Source organism: Actinocrispum wychmicini (assembly GCF_004345645.1).
Classification (GTDB): domain Bacteria; phylum Actinomycetota; class Actinomycetes; order Mycobacteriales; family Pseudonocardiaceae; genus Kibdelosporangium; species Kibdelosporangium wychmicini.
Genome location: NZ_SLWS01000003.1, coordinates 761,816 through 777,245, shown reverse-complemented (window position 1 = coordinate 777,245; position 15,430 = coordinate 761,816). Strand labels below are relative to the sequence as shown.

General features: G+C 67.7%; 15 protein-coding genes. 4 read left to right on the top strand and 11 right to left on the bottom strand.

Translation table 11 applies throughout. The features are described 5' to 3' along the window. Positions 1-17: 17 nt before the first annotated feature. Complete coding sequence (locus EV192_RS17530; protein ID WP_132116475.1) at positions 18-581, bottom strand: permease; 564 nt, start codon at positions 579-581, stop codon at positions 18-20. A gap of 73 nt (positions 582-654) precedes the next feature. Further along, on the bottom strand, positions 655-1,227 hold the full coding sequence (locus EV192_RS17525) for a TetR/AcrR family transcriptional regulator (RefSeq protein WP_132116473.1): 573 nt from the start codon (positions 1,225-1,227) through the stop codon (positions 655-657). Between the two features lie 132 nt (positions 1,228-1,359). Here EV192_RS17525 and EV192_RS17520 point away from each other — a divergent pair, with 132 nt between their 5' ends. Then, positions 1,360-2,742, top strand: a complete 1,383-nt coding sequence (locus EV192_RS17520; protein ID WP_132116471.1) for a M14 family zinc carboxypeptidase — start codon at positions 1,360-1,362, stop codon at positions 2,740-2,742. Here EV192_RS17520 and EV192_RS17515 read toward each other — a convergent pair. The 3 genes from EV192_RS17515 to EV192_RS17505 form a co-directional block, all read right to left on the bottom strand. Then, complete coding sequence (locus tag EV192_RS17515; RefSeq protein WP_132116469.1) at positions 2,727-3,248, bottom strand: hypothetical protein; 522 nt, start codon at positions 3,246-3,248, stop codon at positions 2,727-2,729. The two genes, EV192_RS17520 and EV192_RS17515, sit on opposite strands and share 16 nt — an antisense overlap. Before the next feature lie 124 nt (positions 3,249-3,372). Next, positions 3,373-4,245: an NmrA family NAD(P)-binding protein gene (locus EV192_RS17510; protein WP_132116467.1), complete on the bottom strand. Its 873-nt coding sequence runs from the start codon at positions 4,243-4,245 to the stop codon at positions 3,373-3,375. Then, positions 4,242-4,706, bottom strand: coding sequence for a hypothetical protein (locus EV192_RS17505; RefSeq protein ID WP_207926095.1), 465 nt, complete (start codon positions 4,704-4,706; stop codon positions 4,242-4,244). The genes EV192_RS17510 and EV192_RS17505 overlap by 4 nt, the downstream gene beginning before the upstream one ends. A gap of 109 nt (positions 4,707-4,815) precedes the next feature. Between EV192_RS17505 and EV192_RS17500 the strand changes: the two genes are divergently transcribed. Further along, positions 4,816-5,721 carry a LysR family transcriptional regulator gene (locus tag EV192_RS17500; protein ID WP_132116465.1) on the top strand — a complete coding sequence of 302 codons (906 nt, stop codon included), beginning with the start codon at positions 4,816-4,818 and terminating at the stop codon, positions 5,719-5,721. Positions 5,722-5,858: 137 nt separating this feature from the next. Here EV192_RS17500 and EV192_RS53855 read toward each other — a convergent pair whose 3' ends face one another. From EV192_RS53855 to EV192_RS17490, 3 genes are all read right to left on the bottom strand, one after another. Next, positions 5,859-6,005 carry a hypothetical protein gene (locus tag EV192_RS53855; RefSeq protein ID WP_165960429.1) on the bottom strand — a complete coding sequence of 49 codons (147 nt, stop codon included), beginning with the start codon at positions 6,003-6,005 and terminating at the stop codon, positions 5,859-5,861. Between the two features lie 204 nt (positions 6,006-6,209). Beyond that, positions 6,210-6,581, bottom strand: a complete 372-nt coding sequence (locus EV192_RS17495; RefSeq protein ID WP_132116463.1) for a DUF4186 domain-containing protein — start codon at positions 6,579-6,581, stop codon at positions 6,210-6,212. 13 nt (positions 6,582-6,594) lie between these two features. Continuing rightward, on the bottom strand, positions 6,595-7,845 hold the full coding sequence (locus tag EV192_RS17490; RefSeq protein ID WP_132116461.1) for an FAD-dependent oxidoreductase: 1,251 nt from the start codon (positions 7,843-7,845) through the stop codon (positions 6,595-6,597). Positions 7,846-7,914: 69 nt separating this feature from the next. Between EV192_RS17490 and EV192_RS17485 the strand changes: the two genes are divergently transcribed. Together EV192_RS17485 and EV192_RS17480 are read left to right on the top strand one after the other, a co-directional pair. After that, entirely contained in the window at positions 7,915-8,622 is a 708-nt protein-coding gene (locus EV192_RS17485) for a TetR/AcrR family transcriptional regulator C-terminal domain-containing protein (protein WP_243726895.1), read from the top strand. A gap of 102 nt (positions 8,623-8,724) precedes the next feature. Beyond that, positions 8,725-9,324 (top strand): Uma2 family endonuclease, encoded by a 600-nt coding sequence (locus EV192_RS17480; RefSeq protein WP_132116844.1) that lies wholly within the window; start codon positions 8,725-8,727, stop codon positions 9,322-9,324. Here the strand turns inward: EV192_RS17480 and EV192_RS17475 are convergent. The 3 genes from EV192_RS17475 to EV192_RS17465 form a co-directional block, all read right to left on the bottom strand. Next, a complete protein-coding gene (locus EV192_RS17475; RefSeq protein WP_132116459.1) occupies positions 9,302-10,294 on the bottom strand; it encodes an LLM class flavin-dependent oxidoreductase in 993 nt (330 codons plus the stop codon). The genes EV192_RS17480 and EV192_RS17475 overlap by 23 nt on opposite strands. A 53-nt stretch (positions 10,295-10,347) precedes the next feature. Next, complete coding sequence (locus tag EV192_RS17470; RefSeq protein WP_132116457.1) at positions 10,348-14,652, bottom strand: GH92 family glycosyl hydrolase; 4,305 nt, start codon at positions 14,650-14,652, stop codon at positions 10,348-10,350. A 130-nt stretch (positions 14,653-14,782) separates the two neighbouring features. Then, positions 14,783-15,361 carry a TetR/AcrR family transcriptional regulator gene (locus EV192_RS17465; RefSeq protein ID WP_132116455.1) on the bottom strand — a complete coding sequence of 193 codons (579 nt, stop codon included), beginning with the start codon at positions 15,359-15,361 and terminating at the stop codon, positions 14,783-14,785. Positions 15,362-15,430: the final 69 nt, after the last annotated feature.

Sequence of the window (15,430 nt, the reverse complement as noted above, 5' to 3'; positions counted from 1 at the left end):
CCGGACCATGAAATTCCCTAGACCGCGAGCAGGTCGAGCACCACGGTGATCAGACCGGACGCGGCCGCGACACCGCCGAGCAGGCGGGCGCGTTTCGGGTCGATCCGGGCCGCGGCGCGCCAGTAGAGACCGAACCCGACGACCATCAGCAGCACCTCCACGGTCACCGAGACCGCCGGCAGCCGCCACAGGCCGAACCCGAGGCGGGGCAGGTCACCGGCGTTGCCGGGCAGGATCGGCAGGTCCATCCGGTGCACGATCAGGTCGAGCACCCAGTGCGAGAACACCACCCCACCGAGCACCAGCCCAGCCCGGCGGCCTAATCGCCACCCGGCGACCGCGCCGAACGCCGCCGCCAGCACCAGCGCGCCCACCACCGAATGCGTGTAGTCGGCGTGGATGATCGACTCGCCGTACCCGTTGGCGCTGCCCGGCACGGGTTCGATGGTCTCCACCTTGAGCGCCAGCAACGGCACGAACACCACGTCCAGCCACGCGGTCGCCAGCATCAGCGTCCACAGCGGAATCCTGGTCTCCTTGGCTTTCACCGCCGCGGCGAAGCCGAAGTGTCCGGCGATCATCTCCACTCCATTCTGGCGTCCAGGACGCCGAGCACCACGACGAACAGCAGTACGGCGAGTACGAATGACATGACTATTCCCTTGCGTACGCGGACAATCCGTGGATCAGCATCGACTTGAGCACCTCGAAGCTCGCGTCGAGCTGTTGGGGCAGGCCGAACCCACCCGCGGCCTCCAGGCCGGCGAACCCGTGCGCCGCGGCGCGCAGCACCCGGGTGGCGTGCACTGTCTGGTCGCTGTCGAAGCCGTACTCGCGCAGCGCGGCGAACGCGGTCTCGGCCGTGCTCTGCAACGCCTTCACGACATCCCCGTCGGTCACGTCCATCGGGATCTCCAACGCGGGAGTCCGATGCGGATACCGGCGGAGGTAGCCGCGATAGGCGTCGAGCAGGGCGGAGACGCCCTCGCCGCCGGAGCGGCCCAGCACGGCGGTGCGTAGCACCTCGTTCATCTCGTTGAGGACACGGATGTGGGCCAGTCGCTTCAACGCGGGCAGGCCGTCGACGTGCTTGTACAGCGACGGGGGAGCGACCCCGGCCCGGTCGGCGACCTTGGCCAGGGTCAGCCCGGCCATGCCGTCCTCGTCGATCACGGCCAGCGCCAGGTCGACAACGGCGTCCTGGCTGAGCCCTGCCCTAGGCGACATCGCTAACTCTCATAGCCGAAAAGCTACTGCCATTAGCCACGGCGGTCAAGTCCCACCGGATGACGGGTGTATGACCAGGCCTCGTCGCGCTTACCGTCGGTACTCGTTCTCCTACCCTGCGGGAGGAAAGACATGTCCCGATACCGCGCCCTCATCACGGGCGGGATCGCGGCCGCGGCGGCAGCCGCGTTCGTGCTCGCGCCCCCATCCACGACCGTCCAACCCACCGCGACCGACGCGTCGACCTATGTCTACCGCGTCACCAACGCGGCCACCGCCGCGGAGACCCTGTTCAAGGACGGTTTCGACGTACTCGAACAACGCGACGGCAACGACCTGTTCGTGCTCGGCACCCAGAAGGACGGCGCCCGGCTGAAGGCCGCCGGGTTCACCGGCAGCCTCGACCAGGTCCTGCCGGCCCAGGACTTCGCGCCGCAGCCACTGGCCGAAGCCGGCGTCCAGGACGTCAACGAGACCTACGACGGCGGCTACCACACCGTCAACGCCCACTACTCGCACCTGGACCTGGTCGCGCAGCAGCACCCCGACCTGGTCGCGAACGTCACCTATGGACAGTCGTGGCGCAAGAGCCGCGGCCTGGCCAACGGCTACGACCTGCGCGCCATCTGCATCACCAAGAAGCAGACCGGTGACTGCGCGCTGAACCCGAACTCGGCGAAGCCGCGGTTCTTCCTGATGAGCCAGATCCACGCCCGGGAGATCACCACCGGCGACGTGTCGTGGCGCTGGATCGACTACCTCGTCAACGGCTACGGCACCGACAGCACAGTCACGTCACTGCTCAACAGCACCGAGGTGTGGATCGTGCCGATCATGAATCCGGACGGCGTGGACGTCGTGCAACGCGGCGGCAACACCCCGATCCTGCAACGGAAGAACGTCGACAACACCAACGGCGGCAACTGCTCGGGCAACGGCTCCAGCCAGGTCGGCGTCGACCTCAACCGCAACGCCAACACCCACTGGGACACCACCGGCGTCTCGCACAACGTCTGCGACCAGACCTACGACGGCCCACGCGCCGACTCCGAGATCGAGAACACCGCGCTGGAAGGCCTGTTCCGCAACCTGTTCCCGGCCCGCCGCACCGGCACGGGCAACAGCGACCCCGCCCCAGCCGACACCAAAGGCGTCATGATCTCCATGCACAGCGACGCCAGCATGGTCCTGTTCCCGTGGCAGTACAACGCCAACGTGCACACCGGAAACGACAAACCGTTGCGCGCCATGGCGAAGCAGATGGGCACGATCACCGGCTACCAGTCCGGCCAAGCCGGCGAGATCCTCTACAACGCCTCCGGCGGCACCGACGACTGGACCTACGACAAACTCGGCGTGGCCAGCTTCACCATCGAGGTCGGCGACAACACCGGCCGCGGCTGCGGCGGCTTCACCCCCAGGTTCACCTGCCAGGCCAGCTTCTTCTGGCCGAAGATGCGCCCAGCCCTGGTCTACGCGGCCCAACACGCGCCCTCGCCCTACACCACTTCCTGACCCATCAACCGAAGCGCCTCCTGCTCCGCCGCCCGAACACGAACCCGCTTCCGCTTGGCACGCGGCACACATAGCAGGACGCCGATGATCACGATGGCCACGACCGCGTGCCAGGCAATGGCACGCGGCTCGTGGTCATCGATGGACACTCCGAGGCGGATCAAGTTCGCAGCCAACGGCAACCCCAATATCCCGTACATGTAGCCCGGACGGAACGGAATGCTCAGCACCACGCGGGTGTGGTGTGCCACGGCGGGCGCGAGCACGGGATCGACAGGACCACCTCGCAGGACCGCCAGGCGAACGGCGACGCAGGTATCGGTATCGAGCCCCTCGGGAAAGGCGTGTTCGTCCCGCTTGCCGAAAACGAGGACGGCCAGGGCCAACACCGAGGCGATGATCAGCCAGACCACCACAGCCGCCCCCAGAGGCTCGTCACTGCTTGGTTTCGATCCGGTCACCAGGCCGCCCAACGCGCCGATGACCAGAATCCCCAGCGCGGTCATCCACCTCCGATGCCGGTCGACGAACACCACAAACCTGGCCTCCGCGTGCCGCAACGACTCGCCCACCACACCCACCCTCCCCAGTCCCTCACCAGCATAGAGCCAGGTCGGCGCTGTCGATGGGTCAGTCGTTGGCCGACGACACCGCTGAACTGACCACCTCCGGCGTCGTGAAGGCGTGCAGGTGCTCACCGAGGAAGTCGACCAGCCGCCGCGGCTCGTGGCCGGTCACGGCCCGGACGGCGGGGGTCGGCGTCTCGCGGTGCGTTCGGGTGAGGGCCTGGATCTCCAGCAGGTGCTCGACCAGCCAGCTTGGCTGTCCCATGTGGTCGAGTTCCTGGCGCATCCGGTCCGGGGGCAGGTCCAGGTACCGGGTGGGCCGGCCGAGTGCGGTGAGCAGGTCGGCGACCTGCGGGTAGCTGATGGCCTCCGGTCCGGTGAGGACGAGCGCTTGTCCTCGGGTACGCCGACTGGTGAGCGCGACGGCGGCCACGTCGGCGACGTCGCGGGCGTCGACCATGTTGAGCGGGTGGTGGCCGGTCGTACCGGTGAACATCCCGGTGTGCCCGATCATCGGCGCGAGGCGCAGCAGGTTCTGCTGGAACGCGTAGGGCCGCAGGAAAGTGTGCTCCAGTTCGGCGGCGACGACGGCGCGCTCGACCTCCTGGTGGAGGCGCGCCACGGCCACTGTGTCGGCCACAGGGGCCGAGAGCTTCACCAGGTGCTGGACGCCCGCCCGCGCGGCGGCCTCGACGACGCCCAGCTCCAGCTCGCGCTGTCTAGGCCCGTTGCCCATCGCGAGGAACACCTGGTCCACGCCAGTGAGGGCGGCGTGCAGCGCGGCGGGCTCACCCGCGTCGCCGACGACGTACCGCACGCCAGCGATGGGCTCGGCCGGCCCGGTGCGGACCAGCGCCGTCACGGGCACACGACGGTCGACGAGGCGGGGCAGCAGCGCGGAACCGACGGTCCCGGTGCCTCCGATGACGAGGATCATGACGAGGTCCTTTCGGCGCGAGCGGTGGCGCGGGTCGAGGTGCGGCGGGCGCGCGACCGCACCCACTTGCGAGCGGACAGGCCGCCGCCGAGCGCAGCGGAGCCGAGCGTGAACTGGAGGATCGAGAGGTCCTGTAGTCCGTTGCCGATCAGTACCGCGCTCACCGCGCCGGCCAGCGCGACGCACACGAGAGCGGCGATGGCGACGGTGCGGGCAACGCGACCGCGGCTCGGCGCCTCAGGCGGGGTGCGACTGTGCAACCACAACGTGACGAGCACAGCCGCGACGGCGGACGGGATGGCGATGGTGCTGTACGAGGCCACTTCAAGCCGAGCCGCGAGGTCGGAGTCGGGAATGAGCTGGGCGTTGAGGTAGGCGGTGACGGCCGGGAAAGCGTAGGCGGGCACCGCGCTGCGGACAGCCGCCGACAGCCGGCCGGGCCGGGATCTGGCGTGGTTCACGGGTTCCTCCGATGTCGAATGGGACACGGGGAACGCTACGAATGTTGCCTCTGGAGCACTAGACGTCAGCTGGCGAACACATTGTTGTCCCGTGTGCAACGATGTCGCCATGGCCGTCCCTGACCTGCAGCTCGACGACGTCGCCGTGTTCGTCCGTGTCGTCGACACCGGCGGATTCACCGCGGCCGCCGACACGTTGCACCTGCCGAAGTCGACGGTGAGCCGGCGGGTCGCCCGCCTGGAGCGGCGGCTCGGCACGCGTCTGCTGAACCGGACCACCCGCGCGGTGACGCCGACCGAGGCCGGCCGGTCGTTCTACGCCCGCGCCTCAGCGGCGCTGGCCGAGCTGCACGACGCGGCGAGCGCGGCGTTCGACGAGCGCGAGATCCCGCGAGGGACGGTGCGGCTCGGGGCACCACCGGACGTGGGTGCCGAGGTGCTGCCGGCCCTGCTCGCCCGATTCGTCGAGCAGCACCCCCAGGTGCGGGTCGAGGTGACGTTCTTCGTGGATCCGCCGGACCTGGTGGAGCACGGTCTCGACGTCGGCCTGCAGGTCGGCCCGCCACACCAGCCGGCGCTGGTGGCGGTTCAGTTGCAGGACATGGGCTTCGGATTGTTCGCGGCGCCGTCCTACCTGGAACGGGAGGGCGCGCCAGGGTCGGTCGCGGAGTTGGCCGACCGGGCGTGCGTGGTGTTCCGCCCGGACCGTGGCCGCGGCCGGTGGCGGCTGTACCGCGTCGACGACCATGCCAGCGCCGTCGACGTGGTGGTACGCGGCCCACTCGCGGCCAACGACATCACGTTCGTGCGTCGCGCCGCGATCGCCGGCGCCGGGGTGGCTCTGCTTCCCCGCCTCGTCGGCGAGATCGCCGTCCAGGAGGGCCAACTGTGCCCAGTACTGCCGGAGTACCGGACCGACGGCCAACCCCTTTACCTCGTGTCCCCCGCGTCACCGCACGTACCGCTGAAGGTCCGGGCACTGCGCGACTTCCTCCTGGGTCACTTCCCCCGGTGAGCAGGTAGGGGCGCCGACTGGTGAGCTCGCGTAGTCAACTGGCGCGAGTTTCTCTGTGGTTGTGGGTGTCGTGCTTGGCCCAGTCTTGGTGTACGCAGTGCGGGCCGGAAGCCCGTGGGCTTCCGGCCCGCACCTGCTCAACGTCGCCGCTTGGGCCGCCGCAGTGGACGCAGCCGGCGGTGGGGTGGCCGACGCGTGGTCCACCACTGGTGAACCTGCGGTACTGCGAGCAGCAGTCCGGTGACCGCGAGAATGAACTCGGTCGCCGATCCGATGACGGACACAGTGTTCCCCTTCCTGGCCACCAAGGAAATGGCGGCCCCCCGAGGGAGCAGTCGGCCCGATGTGTCGACGGAGCCGCACCAGTATGCCGAATGTCGAGTTCGGGGTCTCCAGGGTGATCGGTTTGCGGTCGGCGCGGGATCGAAACTTGGGCAGCACGTGCCAGGTGCGAACCGTGGTCAGCCCGTTGTGGCGCTTCGATCTGGTCACGGCGGCGGGTGGCGGGGGGCGTACTGCCCCACGATCCATCGGCAGATCGCTTCCACGACGTAGCCTTGCTCGGCGTCGTCGAGTGCACGCCCGGCGGGGATGTCGTGCCAGCGTGCCAGGCAGGTGCGGCAGCATGTCGCGGTGGCGTGCTGCGCGACGAACACGGGATGTCCGCGATAGGGCGTCTGACGGCCGTCGTTGCGCGGTTCGGCCGGGGCCAGCCTGCGCTGGACCAGCTCCTCGGCGTGTCTGCGGACGGTTGTGATGCCGCGCAGGTCGACCACCGCACGGTCCCGGCCACGGAGCCGGAACTTTGCGCGGAAGTGGTGCTGCCCGATCTGGTGCAGCCTGGCATCCAACTCGTCCATCACCGGTTCGGGGCTACTTCCGTGGTCGCTCAGGACTGCTGCTGGGTGATGTTGACCATCCAGGTCGTGCGTTCCCGTTGAAAGCGAGACACGGGTTGAGTTGAGGGGTCACTCCATTAGCCTCCCAACGAATCACGACAGCCTGTGTCGTGTATTCCGGCGGGATCTTCGATGATCCAGGAGCCGCACCCCAGGTCTGCATCAGGTCCAGGACGCCCTGGGCGCCTTTGTCGGACATGAAGACCTCCATGTTCGCCAGGGACTGGCGGGCGGCTTGGGTGGACCGGTCGAACATCGCGGTCTCGTAGTCGCGGATCGCGGTGGGGTTCGCCGCGATGGCGTTGGCGAGTTCGGCGGCGTCCCGCATGGCCTGGTTGGCGCCCTCGCCGGCGGTCGGGGGCATCAGGTGGGCGGCGTCGCCGAGCAGGGTGACATGGGGTGTGGCCGGCCAGGTCAGGCCGACCGGGAGCATCAGGATCGGCAATGTGGTGACGGTGTCCCCGGCCGCGTCGATCAGGGCGTGGAACTGGGGTGCCCAGTCGGCGTACCGGGCTTTGATCCCGGCTTTGTCCACTGTGTCCGTGCCGCGGAAGCTGAGGTACACGCGGACGGTCCCGTCGCCGTTGCGTTGGGCGGACAGGTTCTGGTGTGGGCCGATGGCCCAGTAGTTGCCTCGGCCGATCATGGCGGCGAGGTCCGGGTGGGCGCGGTCGATGTCGGGGATGGCCAGTTCGACGTAGGTGACACCGGTGTGAATGGGTTCCGCGTCGGTGACCAGGGTACGGACGCGGGAACGTGCGCCGTCGGCGCCGACGAGCAGGTCGCAGTGGGCGGTGGTGCCGTCGGTGAGGTGAAGGTCGAAACCGGTGCCGGTGCGCGTGGCGCTCTGATAGGCGCGACCCCACTGGATCGTGCCCTCGGGCAGCGCGTTGATGAGGGTGCTGCGCAGGACCGGGCGGTCCACTTCGGGCCGGTCGAAGGGCGCGTCTTCGGGCGTGTCCTCCTGGAGGAACAACGTGCCGGTGTGGTCGACCAGGCGCAGGTCCTGTCCCTCGGGCCGGGCGATGGCGCGCAGTTCGTCCTCGAGGTCGGCGGCGCGCATGGCGTACTGGCCGCCGTCGACGGTCAGGTCGATCATGCCGCCCTGGGTGCGTGCGGTGGGTGACGTGTCGCGTTCGTACACAACGGTGTCGATGCCGTGGACGTGCAGTACGCGCGCCAGCGTGAGTCCGCCGACGCCGGCTCCGATGATGGCGATGGTCATGAGCACTCTCCTTCGATACGGCGTCTCGCTCAATACACTGTATAGCACAGGGCGGTGTATCGTCGGTTCGTGGACGAATCGAAGCTGGTCTGGGACCGGCCAGAACCCCCGCAGCGGCCGTCGCCGACCCCGTTGAGCCGGGACATGATCGTCCAGGCGGCCATCAGGCTGGCCGACGCGGACGGCATGGAAGCGGTGTCCCTGCGCAAGGTCGCGGCCGACCTGAACGCGGGCCCCATGCGCCTCTACGGCTACATGTCCACCAAGGACGAACTGCTCGACCTGATGGTGGACGCGGTCTTCGGCGAGATCCCCCTGACCGACCCCGGCCTGCCCTGGCGAGCGTCACTGACGTCCCTCGCCCACGGCATCCGCACCGCCGTCCTACGGCACGAGTGGCTCGCCGACCTCCTCGGCGGCCGCCCCAACCTCGGCCCGCACACCCTGGCGTACGTCGAAGCGTCCCTGGCCGCGCTGTACGCCAGTTTCGGCGACATCGACACGGCCATGCACGTCTCGAGCACGGTGAACGCCTACGTGGTGGGGGCGGTGAAAGCGGAGATCACCGACCTGCACGTGGAACGCATCTCGGGCCGGACCGAGCAACAGTGGCAGACCTGGGCGGGCCCTTACCTGAGCCGCCTGATCGCGACCGGCGAATTCCCCACCCTGGCCAAAGTGGTCGAAGACGCCACGCACCCGGACGCGGACACACTGTTCGACATCGGCCTGGGTTACGTCCTCGACGGCATCGCCACCCGGGTGAATTCTGGATAGTCAGAAACGCGGTCACTGACGGCAACCGGTAGGCTCTCTATCGGGTTTTGATGCTCATGCCAAGCTCGGCGGAGCAAGAGTTGAGGAGGAGCCGTGACAGCGATGGAGCAGCTGCCGACTGACACAGAAGTGCATCTGTACACAGTTGGTGAGTATGCGGCGCTCGGCGAGACCGAATACCGAACCGAGCTGCAGGAGGGCATCATCGTGATGTCGCCGAGTCCCAAGCTGCGCCATATGAAGGGCTTGCTGGCGCTCGCCAGGCAGATCGAGGACCAGCTACCTGAAGGTCTAGGGGTAGTCGCCGAGATCGATGTCGACCTGGAATTTGATGAACCAGACGAGCCGGGGACCGTGCGTCAACCAGACCTCATCGTCGGCGACGAAGCAGCCTTCGAACGGGCAGAAGACCAAGGCAAACTGATACGGGCAGCAGATGTACTGCTGGCGGTGGAGTTCGTGTCGCCGGGTTCCCGACGGATGGACAACAGGGTCAAGCGAGCCGAGTACGCCGATGCTGGGATTCCCAACTACTGGATTATCGACGTGAACAAGGGACTTTCCCTGCTCGCCTGTGAACTCACTCGGGATTCTGGATACGTCGACAGCGGTCCGATTATCGGGTCGACATTCACGACCACCAAGCCGTTCCCGATGACCGTCGACTTGACGAAGTTGGTCAGGCGGCAAGCTGCGGAATGACCTCCGCACCGAACAACCGGATCGTGGCCAGCACGTCGTTCTGGGGCAGTCCGCCGACGTCGATCAGCACCAGATGAGCGTCCAGGCCCAGTAGTTTCTGTAAGCAGTTCAGTCTGTCCGCCACCTCTGCCGGGTCGCCGCAGACCGCGGAGCCTTCCATCAGCCGGTCCACGTCCACCGGCTCGCCGTCGCCCCGAAGTGGATCCGCGAAGGTCGCGTAGGCCGACAGGTAGGGCCGCCACTTCTCCCGGGCGTTGTCCGGTGACACGAACACGTGGCTGGGCAACGCGACTCGGCCTGGTGAGGACATCAGCGACCGGTATCGGGTCACGATTTCCAGGTACGCGTCCGGTGAGCGCAGGGTGCTCGGGAGCATCAAGGGCATGCCCAGTTCGGCCGCGAGGTCCGCGGAGATCGCCGATCCGCTGCCGATCCACACGGGTGGGTGTGGGGTTTGGATCGGGCGGGGGGTGGTGGTGACGTTGGTGAGTGGGGCGCGGAAGGTGCCGTGCCAGGTGACGTTCTCGGAGCACAGCAGTTGCAGGAGCAGGCGTAGGTATTCGTCGAAGCGGGGTCTGAGGTCGTCGGAGGAGATGCCGAAGGCGATGTCGGTCTGTTTCGAGACGCCTCGGGCGACGACGAGTTCGGCTCGTCCGTTGGACAGGACGTCGAGGGTGGCGAGTTCTTCGGCGACGCGGACGGGGTCGCGGTGGGGGAGCAGGGTGACGCCGGTGGACAGGCGCAGGGTGGTGGTTCGGGCGGCGATGGCGGCGAGGAGGAGTTCCGGGGCGGAGACGATGTAGCGGGTGAAGTGGTGTTCGCCGATGGCGACGCCGGTGAAGCCCGACTGCTCGGCCACGATCGCCTGGTGGACCATGGCGCGTAGGCGGTCCGGTTCGGACACGGTCCGGCCGGTTCGTGGGTCTGGCAGGTGGTCGCCCAGGATGAGCAGGTAGACGTCGGGCTGCATGATCAGGTGATTCTACCCGTGGGCGGGCCGGGGCAGCCCGCCCACGGTTGGTGCTACAGGTTCGCGCACTGGCCGCTGCGGGGTCCTTGCACGGTGTTGGTCAGGCCGTTGTTGCTGGGTGCGGGGTTGTTGCCGGTGCAGCTGAGCGGGCCGTGGACGGTGGCCGAGCCGATCACCGGGCCGTTGTTGTCCACAAGGGACACTGGGCCGGTGATGGTGGCGGCGCCGACGCTGAGCTCGCCGGTGGTGCGGGTGAGGGAGACGGGTCCGGTGACCTGGGTGCCGATCAGGGCGACCGCGGTCGCGCCGACGCCGGTGACGGGTCCGTTGACGGTGCCGCCGAAGGCGTAGAGGGAGGCGCCGGGGGTGATCTGGACGGGTCCGTTCTGGGTGGCGTCCTGCAGGCAGGTCACGCCGGTGACCTGGAGTGGTCCGTTGTGGGTGCCGGTGATGGTCTGGGTGCAGGCCGGGGTGGGTTTGGCGAGGAACTCCAGTTCGGCGACGGTCGGGGTGCCGGTGAACTCCAGCCGGTACTGGGTGTAGCGGCTGGGGGCGGTGACCTGGAAGGCCTTGGTTTGTTGGCGCCAGGTGAACTTCTGGTCGCGGCGTTCGTCCACCACGGCCCAGTTCTTGCCGTCGAAGGAGCCTTTGAGGACCCATCTGGAGGGGTCGGCGCCGGTGTTCTTGCCGGAGGTGACGGTGTAGAACGTGACGACGTCGTTGGGGCGGGCCGGGGTGTAGGTGATCGACGAGACGGGCGCTTCGGTGCCGGAGTTGTTGTCGAATACCGCTGTCGGGCCGTCGGTTTTGCCGTTGCCGGAGACGTCCCGCAGTGGCGTGGGCACCGTGTTGTCCTTGGTCAGCGACGGGAACACGGCGTCGGCGCCGGTGCCCCAGGAGGAGGGTTTGGGGCCCATGTCGAAGTCGAGGGTGCCGCCGGCGGCGAGCAGGTCGTGCGGCAGGAACGTCTTGTCGTAGGGCTTGCCGTTGACCTTGAGGTTTTGGACGTACACGTTCTGCCGTGAGTTCTTGGGGGCGTTGATGACGAGTTGGCGGCCGTTCTGCAGGTTGATGGTGGCTTTGGTGAACAGGGGTGAGCCGATGGCGTAGGTGGGGCTGCCCATCTGCAGTGGGTAGAACCCGAGGGCGGAGAAGATGTACCAGGCGGACATCTCGCCGTTGTCCTCGTCACCGGGGTAGCCCTGGCCGATTTCGCTGCCGAGGTAGAGGCGGTTGGTGATCTCGCGGACCTTGGCCTGGGTTTTCGAGGGCTGGCCGGTGAAGTCGTACATGTACGGGATGTGGTGGGAGGGTTGGTTGGAGTGCCCGTACTGGCCCATGCGGACGTCGCGGGCTTCGATCATCTCGTGGATGGTGCCGCCGTAGGAGCCGGGGAAGCGGGCGGTTTCCGGGGTGGTGAAGAACTGGTCGAGTTTCTGGGCGAGTTTGTCGCGGCCGCCGTAGAGGTTGGCGAGGCCTTGGCCGTCCTGGGGGACGGTGAAGGCCATGTTCCAGCCGTCGGTCTCGGTGTAGTCGCCGCCCCAGACGCGGGGGTCGTACTGGTCCTTGGGCAGGCGCCATTTGCCGTCGTCGGTCTTGCCCTGGAAGAACCCGATGTTCGGGTCGAACATGTTGACGTAGTTCTGGGCGCGGTTGCGGAAGTATTCGGCGTTCTCCTGGTACTCCCGTTTGCGTGGGTCGTTGGGTGCGGCTTTGTCGGACAGGGCTTGGGCGAGTTGGGAGATGCCGTAGTCGTTGATGTAGCCCTCCATCGCCCAGGACATGCCTTCGCCGACGGAGGTGGGGGTGTAGCCGAGGAAGATGGACTTGTCGATGCCTTTGCGGCCGACGCTGGAGTCGGTGACGTTGGGTGGGGTGACGGTGGCGTTGCGGATGGCGGCGTCGTAGGCGCCTTGGACGTCGAAGTTGGTGATGCCTTTGACGTAGGCGTCCGCGAAGGCGACGTCGGAGCTGGTGCCGGTCATCAGGTTGGCGTAGCCGGGGGAGGACCAGCGGGCGATCCAGCCGCCGTCGCGGAACTGCTGGACGAACCCGTCGACCATGTCGCCGGCTTGGGTGGGGGTGAGCAGGGCGTAGGCGGGCCAGGTGGTGCGGTAGGTGTCCCAGAAGCCGTTGTTGACGTAGACCTTGCCGTCGACGATCTTGGCGCCGGTGCGGGTCGGGGTGTTCTGGCCGGTCATGGCCGACCAGGCGCTGGCGTACTGGTATTTCGGCGTCTGTGGGGTGCCGGTGTTCTCGAATCCGGAGTTGGGGTAGAGGAACAGGCGGTACAGGTTGGAGTAGAGGGTGGTGAGCTGGTCGGTGGTGGCGCCTTCGACCTGGATGACTTTGAGCTGGTCGTCCCAGGCGCGTTGGGCGCGGTCGCGGACGGTGTCAAAGGTGTCGTTCGCGGTGATCTCGGTGGTGAGGTTCTTGCGGGCCTGGTCGACGCTGATCAGGGAGGTGGCGATCTTCATGGTGACGGTCTTGGTGTCGCCGGTGTCGAACTTGAGGTATCCGGTGACGTTGGGGCCGGCGCCGCCGGGGAGCATGCCGCCGGCGGTGACGGGCTTGTCGAAGGTGGCGTACACGAACAGACGGCCGGCGCCGGCGGAGAGGTCGCTTCGGACGTCGGAGTAGCCGCTGATGGTGCGGTTGGCGGGGTCGAGGGTGAGGCCGCCGTCGTTGGTGACGTTGTCGAAGATCAGGTTGGCGGCGCCGGGGAAGCCGAAGCGGAACATCGCGGCGTGGTCGGTGGGGGTGATCTCGGTGCGGACGCCGTTGTCGAACTGGACGCTGTAGTAGTGGGCTTGGGCGGTCTCGTTGTCGTGGGTGAACGGCAGGGCGCGGGCGTCGCGGTCGGCGTTGGGGACGCCGTCGGCGCTGGCGGGCATGACCTGGAAGGTCTGCCGGTCGCCCATCCAGGGGCTGGGTTCGTGGCTGGCCTCGAACGCCTGGAGGGTGGGTTTGTTGTCGGCGTTGTTGGCTCTGGCGTACTCGTAGAGCCAGTTCATGCTGCCGGCGTCGGTCATCGGGGTCCAGAAGTTGAACCCGTGCGGGACGGCGGTGGCGGGGTAGTTGTTGCCGCGGGAGAAGTTCCGGGTGGCGTTGGTGCCGCGGGTGGTCAGGACGTGGTCGGACAGGTGCGCGGAGGGTTTGGCGGTGGGGTGTCCGGTGATCTTGACGTCGTCGATCCAGCCTTTGAACCCGGTCGGGCCCTGGGGGTTGTCGTAGGCGAGCAGGACGCGTTTGATCGTCTTGCCGGCCGCGACCGTGCCGATGGTGGCGGCGATGTGGTTCCACTGGTTGGTGTAGAGGGCTTTCGAGGCGCCTTGGGCCTGTGGGGTGAGGCCGAATCCGCGTTGGTCGGCCGCGCCGAGGTCGCTGAGGTACGTGCCGTCGTCGAACGCGAGGTCCAGGGCTGCGTACGTGCTGGGGTAGGTGAGGTCGTCGAGGAGGAACTCGGGGAAGATCGTGTAGGACAGCTGGGTCTGCGGGGTGACGACAACGTTGACGTCGAACACCTTGTTGTACGAGTAGGCGCGGCCGGTGGCGGTGTGGGTGCCGACGTACCGGAACGCTTTGTGGCCGGTGAACCCGACTTTGGTTTTGGCGGTGTAGGCGCTGGTGGGGCCGTTGCCGACGGTGGTGGACATGTTCGGGGCGACGGCGATGCGGGCTTCGGCGGCCGGGGTGGTCTCGGAGAACTGGGCTTCGGCCAGCTGCAGGATCGGGTCGCCGTTGTTCTTGGTGAAGTCCAGCTGGTAGTACCGGTACTTGGTGGTGTTGGTGAACTTGTACTCGTTGGTCTGGAACCGGTTGGCGAAGGTCTGGCCGGTGCGGGTGTCGATCACGGTCCAGGTCTGGCCGTCCGTGGAGCCGCTGAGGGTCCAGTCGCGCGGGTCGCGGCCGGGGAAGTCGTTGGCCGAGGTGAGGGCGTAGCGGACGACGTCGACGGGTTCGGCGAACGTGAACCGCACCCAGCCGGTCGACTGGAACACCAGCCACTTGGTGGCCGGGTCGTGGTCGACCAGGTTCTCCTTGACCTCGCCGGAGCCGGTGTTCTCGCCGTTGGCGGTGACCTCGGTGACCTGGTCGGTGATGTCGCCCGGGATGCGGGTCGGGTCGTCGCTGGTCACGCCGGCCGCTTTCGGGGCGCCGGACGGGAGGGTCTCGGCGGTGTCGGTCCAGGCCGGCTGGGGGTCGCCGGGTTCGAACGAGGAGGCGAAGTCCGTGGTCCCCTCCGGGGCGGCGGTAGCGGGGACGGCCAGTGCCGTGAGGCAGAGTGCCACGCCGGCGGTCGCGGCCGCCAGTCGGGTGATCAGTGGTCTGGGCCAGCCGCTGCGCCGGTGCCGCATGGGTGTCGCCTCCGCGTCGAGGGGGAACCGGCCCCTGCGGTGACCCGAGGGGCGCGCCACAGCCCAACGCAGTGCTGACATCGTTGTCAAGAGCTGACACCGATACTGTCCGGTGGCTAAGACACCTGGCCTACGACGACTGGCGGAGACCGGTCAGAACGGCGTCCACTATCGCTTCGGTGTAGCCGTCGGGCATCGGTGCCTGACGCACCAGCAAGCGGAACCAGATCGCCCCGGCCAGCAGGTCCACGACCATGGTCGGGTCGACGTCCTCGGCCAGTTCGCCGCGCTGCTTGGCGCGTTCGAAGATGGGCGCTTCCTGTTTGGCGCGTTTCTCGCAGAACATCCGGACGAAGAACGACAGGCCGGGGCGGTCGAGGCCGCCGAGTGCGGCGCGGGCGATCCGGCCGCCCGGCTCGATGGTCAGCATTCGGACCACCTGGTCGACCACACCGATCAGGTCGCCGCGGAGGCTGCCGGTGTCGGCCACGGTCAGTTCGAGGATGTGGGACTGTTCCAAGGTAGCGGCCAGCAGCGCGTCCTTGGAGGGCCACCAGCGGTAGATGGTGGTCTTGTTCACCTTGGAGTGGGCCGCGACGCCTTCGATCGTCAGGCCTTCGTAGCCGTTCAGGACGAGCAGGTCCACGGTGGCGCTGTAGATCGCGGCCGCGTCGCGCGGCCCTTTTCCTCGTCGTTTCGCCCGGAACACGCCGTTAACACTACGCGACGTTGCGTTGTGGTTCCCACCCGGGTACCGTGAAACGCAACGCACCGTTGC

Coding starts and splice junctions, on each gene's coding strand:
- EV192_RS17500 (WP_132116465.1), top strand. CDS start 4,816: ATGGCCGTCCCTGACCTGCAGCTCGACGACGTCGCCGTGTTCGTCCGT.
- EV192_RS17495 (WP_132116463.1), bottom strand. CDS start 6,581: ATGGACGAGTTGGATGCCAGGCTGCACCAGATCGGGCAGCACCACTTC.
- EV192_RS17490 (WP_132116461.1), bottom strand. CDS start 7,845: ATGACCATCGCCATCATCGGAGCCGGCGTCGGCGGACTCACGCTGGCG.
- EV192_RS17525 (WP_132116473.1), bottom strand. CDS start 1,227: ATGTCGCCTAGGGCAGGGCTCAGCCAGGACGCCGTTGTCGACCTGGCG.
- EV192_RS17520 (WP_132116471.1), top strand. CDS start 1,360: ATGTCCCGATACCGCGCCCTCATCACGGGCGGGATCGCGGCCGCGGCG.
- EV192_RS17530 (WP_132116475.1), bottom strand. CDS start 581: ATGATCGCCGGACACTTCGGCTTCGCCGCGGCGGTGAAAGCCAAGGAG.
- EV192_RS17480 (WP_132116844.1), top strand. CDS start 8,725: ATGGAGCAGCTGCCGACTGACACAGAAGTGCATCTGTACACAGTTGGT.
- EV192_RS17510 (WP_132116467.1), bottom strand. CDS start 4,245: ATGATCCTCGTCATCGGAGGCACCGGGACCGTCGGTTCCGCGCTGCTG.
- EV192_RS17475 (WP_132116459.1), bottom strand. CDS start 10,294: ATGCAGCCCGACGTCTACCTGCTCATCCTGGGCGACCACCTGCCAGAC.
- EV192_RS17470 (WP_132116457.1), bottom strand. CDS start 14,652: ATGCGGCACCGGCGCAGCGGCTGGCCCAGACCACTGATCACCCGACTG.
- EV192_RS17515 (WP_132116469.1), bottom strand. CDS start 3,248: ATGACCGCGCTGGGGATTCTGGTCATCGGCGCGTTGGGCGGCCTGGTG.